The organism is Desulfatiglans anilini DSM 4660 (assembly GCF_000422285.1).
In the GTDB taxonomy this organism is placed as follows: domain Bacteria; phylum Desulfobacterota; class DSM-4660; order Desulfatiglandales; family Desulfatiglandaceae; genus Desulfatiglans; species Desulfatiglans anilini.
Window position 1 is genome coordinate 1 of record NZ_AULM01000075.1, and the last position, 6,654, is coordinate 6,654.

6 protein-coding genes are annotated in these 6,654 nt (G+C 43.4%); all 6 read left to right on the forward strand.

Annotation, left to right across the window (positions count from 1 at the left end; translation table 11 throughout):
* Nucleotides 1–229: IS200/IS605 family transposase (tnpA, locus tag H567_RS0120730; protein WP_028322859.1), on the forward strand; the 229-nt coding region annotated here is incomplete at its 5' end.
* Between the two features lie 108 nt (nucleotides 230–337).
* Nucleotides 338–1,882 (forward strand): FAD-binding oxidoreductase, encoded by a 1,545-nt coding sequence (locus H567_RS0120735; RefSeq protein ID WP_035255579.1) that lies wholly within the window; start codon nucleotides 338–340, stop codon nucleotides 1,880–1,882.
* Between the two features lie 35 nt (nucleotides 1,883–1,917).
* The gene (locus H567_RS0120740; protein WP_028322861.1) at nucleotides 1,918–3,258 is read left to right on the forward strand and encodes a (Fe-S)-binding protein; all 1,341 of its coding nucleotides are present in this window, start codon (nucleotides 1,918–1,920) and stop codon (nucleotides 3,256–3,258) included.
* 74 nt (nucleotides 3,259–3,332) lie between these two features.
* Nucleotides 3,333–4,496 carry a hypothetical protein gene (locus tag H567_RS0120745; protein WP_028322862.1) on the forward strand — a complete coding sequence of 388 codons (1,164 nt, stop codon included), beginning with the start codon at nucleotides 3,333–3,335 and terminating at the stop codon, nucleotides 4,494–4,496.
* Nucleotides 4,497–4,968: 472 nt separating this feature from the next.
* Nucleotides 4,969–5,727: a Sir2 family NAD-dependent protein deacetylase gene (locus H567_RS0120750; RefSeq protein WP_084517680.1), complete on the forward strand. Its 759-nt coding sequence runs from the start codon at nucleotides 4,969–4,971 to the stop codon at nucleotides 5,725–5,727.
* The gene (locus H567_RS26425) at nucleotides 5,728–6,567 is read left to right on the forward strand and encodes a histone deacetylase family protein (RefSeq protein WP_051185177.1); all 840 of its coding nucleotides are present in this window, start codon (nucleotides 5,728–5,730) and stop codon (nucleotides 6,565–6,567) included.
* Nucleotides 6,568–6,654 lie beyond the last annotated feature (87 nt).

Sequence of the window (6,654 nt, forward strand, 5' to 3'; positions counted from 1 at the left end):
TCCGCCAAAATATGCTGTCTCCCAAATTGTCGGTTATCTAAAGGGGAAAAGCGCAATTCATGTTGCTCGCCAATATATGGGAAAGCAGAAGAATTTTACCGGTCTTCACTTTTGGGCAAGAGGCTACTACGTCTCTACAGCCGGTCACGATGAAGAGGTGATCCGGCAATACATCAAAAGACACGAAGAAATCGACAAAAAAATCGACCAGCTAGGTTTGTTCAAATAGTAGCCACCTTCAGGTGGCCCCCGATTTTATTTACCGCTTTGAGCGGTTCACAAATTCAAGCCTCCGGCTTTGCCGGAGGTCATGACTCGATAGGAAAAGGAGATTAAAATGGGATTAGATGCAAGCATAATTGAACAGATGAAAATGGTTGTAGGTAATGATAATATTTCTACGGCGGATTTCATTACTCAAAGCTATGCCAAACCCGCTGATGATTTCAGTTATCGTATCCCTCCTGATGCGGTAGTAGTACCGAAGAGCACCGAGGAGGTTTCAGGAATTGTAAAACTATGCAACGAATATAAAATACCCATTTTGCCGCGAGGAAATGGGTCTGATCTGAGTTCAGGGTCAAGGCCGCCTGGAAGTGGGTGTATAGTAATGGATTTAAAAAAGATGGACAAAATTGATGTCGACACCGACGCCATGGTCGTAAACGTAGAAGTCGGCGCGTCCTTTGGACAGTTAAGAAGGGAGTTGAATAAAATTGGCTGGTGGACGACCTACGGTCCCGCGAATAACATGGCAAGAATTGGAGGAGCACTAAGTTGTCACTCAGTTGGTGGTGGGGGCGAGTGCTATTTTCGTAGCCCTGGTGATCAGACGACCGGCGTAGAGGTGGTCCTTGCCGACGGAACGATTGTAAGGACAGGGGCAGAGATGTCTAACTACTGCAAACCATGGTATGGGGGAAGATACCTTGCTGGTCCTGATCTGACGGGGCTTTTTATCGGTGATCCGGGAATGTTGGGAATAAAGACTCGAGTCTCTTTCAGAATTGAACCTATGCCATCCCATATGTTGGCGAAGAGCGTAATGGTTCCGGCCGTGGTTACGGTTGATAATCCTCTTGCGGATGTGAAAGTGTGCGTGGAAATTTACCGAGAGTGGGAAAAATTGGGTTCTCCTGGTCTTTTCGTGACTGGAATATGGGATCACGAATTTCTGGCAATTTATGGTGGGTATGAGTTCTTTGAGCCGTACGCAAGAGCCGTTGATCCCGGGCAGCCTGTGAACAATGCGACGCTAGTCTATGTAGTTGTTGGGAAATGCCAAGAAGAGCTTGATTATTGCGAAAGAACATTGGATAGCGTTTTAGCCAAATACGGGTGCAAGGAGTTCGGTCAGGAAATCAAGGATGGAAACTATGCACGATGGCTATTAGAAAAAACTGGAAATACGCTTTATGCACACCCTGCATGGGGAGCGGTAGGCGGAACAGGGATTGTCATTTGGATTGCAGATATTCAATGGTCTGGAATTGATAAAATGTTAGATCAACTCACAGCCTATTACCAGGACAATTTGAATGAATTTCAGGACGTGAAAATGGGTTTTGCCACGCAAATGACGGTAGTGGGTGGTGGGGTCAAATTCCTGGTTTATGCTCCAACGAGAAACGAAATTCCAGAGTTTGAGGAAGAATGGGCTATTAGAAGAAAATTACATCGCGGCGTCTCTGAGATTATGTGGAAGAATGGAGCGCTTCCAATTTGGACTGGTTATATCAATAGCCCTTGGTTAGTCGAGGCGGGAATTGTGAATGAATCCTATATGAAGCTATTTAAAACTGTCAAAGATGCACTTGATCCTAACGGCATTTTGAGCCCGGGAAAGTTCCATATTAACGATCTGCCTGATGCACGCTATTAAAACATTCTTTGAGATTGCAGCTAGGAGGGGTGGGTATGGATAGAGAAGCGAGAACGATGTACAGGACGAAGTTTCATAATCTTGAAGAGATGGATGTCCGCGCTCTTACATGGTGCATGCAGTGTGGCAACTGTATAAATGATCAGAGAAGCGAAGTTGGCGCAGATGGCACCTGCACGGTATATGATTTCACTCCAGGATTTGAGCCATACTATTCCAGGGGCAAGAATATGGTTATCAGAGCACTGCTTGAAGGCAGGCTCGAACCATCGCAAGAACTCGCGGATGCCGTCTATATGTGCACGGTATGCAACCTTTGTAACCATATGTGCCACAATACCTGGGATGAGATCGAGGACGGAGGAACAGCGAGCTTTCCTGTTCACCGCGTTATGGATCATGCCGCAGTATATGAGGCACTGAGGGCAGATCTTGTTGAACTTGGCTTTGAGCACAGACCCGGGCACAAAGTGCTACTTGCTAGCGTTAAGCAAAATGACAACCCGTGGGGACAGCCAAGAAGAGCCAAAGCTGATTGGACAAGAATCTATGAGCCAAAAGGGAAGAATCTCGCCAAAAAGAAAGAAAACATCGATGTCTTGTATTACACAGGATGTACTGCCGCTTTGGATAGGACAATGACGGATGTTGTCATTTCAACTGCACAGTGTCTTGACAAGGCCGGAGTAAATTGGGGGTTCTTAGGTGCAAACGAGGTGGAATGCGGATCGATACTTATGCGCGTGGGCGAAAGAGAGGAATTTAAGCGGGTGGCGCGGCACAATGTGAATCAATTTAATGAGCTATACGAGCAATATGGCTGCAAAACAATTATTACGTCATGTGCGGGGTGTTTCAAGACAATCTTCCAAGATTATCCCGAGTGGCATGAGGAAATTGGTTCAATTGTAAAGCCAGAAGTGATGCATACTTTTGACTTTCTTCTACGGCTAGTCAAAGCAGGTAAATTAAAACTCGACAAGGAAGTCAATGCGCGAGTTACATATCATGACTCGTGCCACAATGGGAGGCATTGTGGATACTTCGAAACACCGAGAGAATTACTGAATGAAATACCGGGAATCGAATTGATAGAGATGTCGAGAAATGGAAAGAATGCGCGCTGCTGTGGTGCGGGGGGTGGCGTAAAAAGCGGGTATGGTGATCTTGCAACACGTATAAGCCTTGACAGAGTGAAGGAAGCTGAGCTGACAGGAGCTGATTTTCTTGTCAATAACTGTCCTTTTTGCGAACAAAATTTTCGCGATGGGATAATCGGAATAAAATCAAATTTGAAAAACTTCGATTCAGTTCAACTCGTTGCGGTAAGTTGCGGTGCCAAACCGATAGAAGATCTTAAATCCCTGGGTACCTAAAATGCGCACATATGCCGTCGACAAAAAACAAATTTCTCTGACAAAATCAGGTTTTCGAAGAGGGGGTGTCAATTATGCCACTGGAAAAAGTTGATCTTGGGGGCGACAGGCGAAAAGTGGAAGTGACTGAACTACCTGGTTACAACGTTTTAGTTCCTAAGCAGGTGAAAAAGCGATTCTTAAAGAGTTTTAAAATTTATGATGAATTGTCCGAACTTGGTATCCAGAAGAGACTCGATCTGAAAGATCCCCTGTGGTCTGAGAAGGTCACCGGAATTATGAATTGGCTATGGTCACATGGCCTTACATTAGTACAACGTTTTACTGCGCCTGACAAATCTGGTGTCCAATTCTTTGGACAACCTATTATGTTCCATAAATTTAATATGGGACAAGGAGATGAATGGATAACGAGGCCTGGACTTTTGAGCGAAGATCCGGATGTTAAGCCTTTGATTGGTAAAAGGCATCCTGTTGAAACGACACCGTCAACATTCATGCAGTGGTCCGGAGATGTAAACTACCCTTTCAATTTTGCACATTTTGAAACCGCTCTTGAGGCTTGCATGGCGTTTGCCGAATCCTTTGAAAGAGGCTGGGTTTATCCGCTCCCGTCAAACAATATGATATTCACTGCGAATTACAACTTCCCTCGCCTTGGAACATTAATTGGCACAAATGACTGTAACATTCCAGGTGTCTATGTAAGAGATAAACATAGAAAGGTACAAGAAAAGCCAAAAAAGGTGCAGTATCTTTTCACTCCAAAGGAAGAAAAGTGGTACGAAGAGCATGGACGGCAGTGGTCTGCGGCCAAGGAAGTTGGTTTGGACATCGATAGCTTACTTGAGGATCTAAAGGCTGGAAAATTGGATGAGCATTTGACAAAGCCTGGTAAACGCACATGGTTTGAAAGTGAGATTCCGCATTACCATAGAATACAAAAGGGTATGGGATATTGGAGAAAAAAGAAAATGCTTGGCGAGGCTGACTGGTACAAAGAGCTTAACCGGTGTGGTGCCGATGGTGAAATGATCGGTTTCGGTGAGTTTGAAGCGGAGGAATGGAGAGCGCAGATAAAAAAGATGGGTTTTACCGAAATTGATGAGAATGCGATTTTCAACGCAAAAAGCCAACCGTTCCATCGGCCGACGAGGGCTTTTATGGATGAAAAACCAGACCAGGAAGAGCCCTTTGAAATACAGCATCTTCCGGGCGGAGAACCCACATTGTCTTGATGGATTTTTACAATGAAATATATTTAAAATCTTTCATGATAAGATCCCCGTTATAAATGTGCATCATAACAATTTGTGATGAAAAATGTATGACGGGGATCTTATTATAAAAAATGCGCATGGTCTTTTGTCGATCAGTTAGGATAGAATGCCATGATTGCATATGCTAACTTTTAAGTGAAAAGTATAGTTTTGCGTCGTTTATTTTTATTTTGTTTCCACCTTTGAATAGTTATGGATATCTATTGGAATTAAATAGAAAGGTTGCGGCGGCTGACATTGGGTAGAGGCAATTAGCAGAAATCTGTTTTACCATGAATTAACGCTTTATTTTGTATAGATGCGTCCTGATATCTCTCTTGTGAAGTAGGCATTCTCAATATTGTACTTATAAATATTTGACATCTTGGCGATGAATTTAAAATCTATTAACATGGATACAAGCGAATTTAGCTAGACGATTTCTAAGGAGATGCGTCATGCCAGCTGCATCGTAGCCATGACAGGGGGAGGGATATCCGTCCGATCCGGCGTTCCTATGTTTGATTCGGATAATATGATGTGGGGAAAATATGATTTTCAAAAGGCCGAGATGTTATCACACTTTGAGAAGGATCCCTCTTACCACTGGATTGTAGCTATCGGCTTTTTAAAAACGATGTTGCGAGCGATACCAAATCCTGCGCATATCGCTCTTGCAAATATGGAAAAAAATGGAAATATCAAAGCAATTGTAACCACCAATTTAGACCACCTGCACCAAGAGGCTGGCAGCAAGAATGTCATTGAGTTTCATGGATCATTCTTCACGAGCAGTTGTCCTAAATGTTATACAAGAGTAACCACATACTCTTGTGTCAAAAAGTTTTTAAATTTTTCAGAAAACGAACTTGAAAAAATTTTCAAACAGGGAAGAGAAATACCGCGATGCAAATTCTGCAATGCGGTTCTCAAGGTAGATATCCCGTTTTTCGATCAAGGGCTTCCTATCGCAAAAGCATTCGAGGTGGAGCGAGTAGCCATTGTGGCTGATCTCATGCTGGTAATCGGTACAAGATTAAGAATGGGACCCATTGGCCTCCTTCCTAACTTGGTTAAGGCAAATAATGGCAAAGTTGCGATAATTAATCTTTCAGAGACGACCTTTGATAAAAAAGCCGATTATATTTGCCGGGACTACGCGGAAGTTGTGCTTCCGAAGATTCAAAACAACCTGTTGGAAGGATTTTAAATGAAAACCGCTATAATATATCACTCCGATTTTAAACATTATGATTTCGGTGAGAATCACCCATTACATGGCAACAGATACGCTGCTCTGCCTGGAATTTTTGCTTCGCAATCTATTCGTGGGCACAAGCCTGACCTTACTTTTGTCACACCAAATGCAGCCTCTCGAGAAGTTGTCAACCTCGTTCACGGTGAAGACTATCTTGAATTGCTTGACTCATTGAATGAGCGTGGAGGGTTTCTTAGCATGGACACCCCCATTCACCCGGGTATATATGACATTGCGAAACTATTTTCAGGCGCAGGCATTCTAGCCGGTCGATTGGTAGTCGAGAACATATTTCAAAAGGCCATAGTATTGGGTGGTGGTGCACATCACGCCGGGTTTGATTTTGGTGGTGGATTTTGTCTTATAAATGACATTGCCATTACTGTAGAATATCTTCGTCAATTTTATGGATTGAAAAAGATTGCGATAATAGATTTAGATGCTCACTGTGGTAATGGCACACAGGATATTTTCTATGAGGATTCTGACATTCTTTGCATCGACATTCATGAAGATCCATTATATTTGTTTCCTGGGACGGGATTTGAAGCGCAAGTCGGCTTACGAGGAGGCAAGGGATATACTGTCAATATCCCTCTGCCACCAGGAAGCGGCGATGATAACTCGCTCTACTTTATTGACGAGATTTGCATTCCAATCATTACAGAATTCATGCCACAATTAATAATAGTATTTGGAGGAATAGATGGGCATTTTGCTGATCCTCTGTCCCACTTGAACATGACGCTGAATGGATTTTTCAAGCAGATGCATATAATTGTTAAGTCATGACCTCCGGCAAAGCCGGAGGCTTGAATTTGTGAACCGCTCAAAGCGGTAAATAAAATCGGGGGCCACCTGAAGGTGGCTACTATTTGA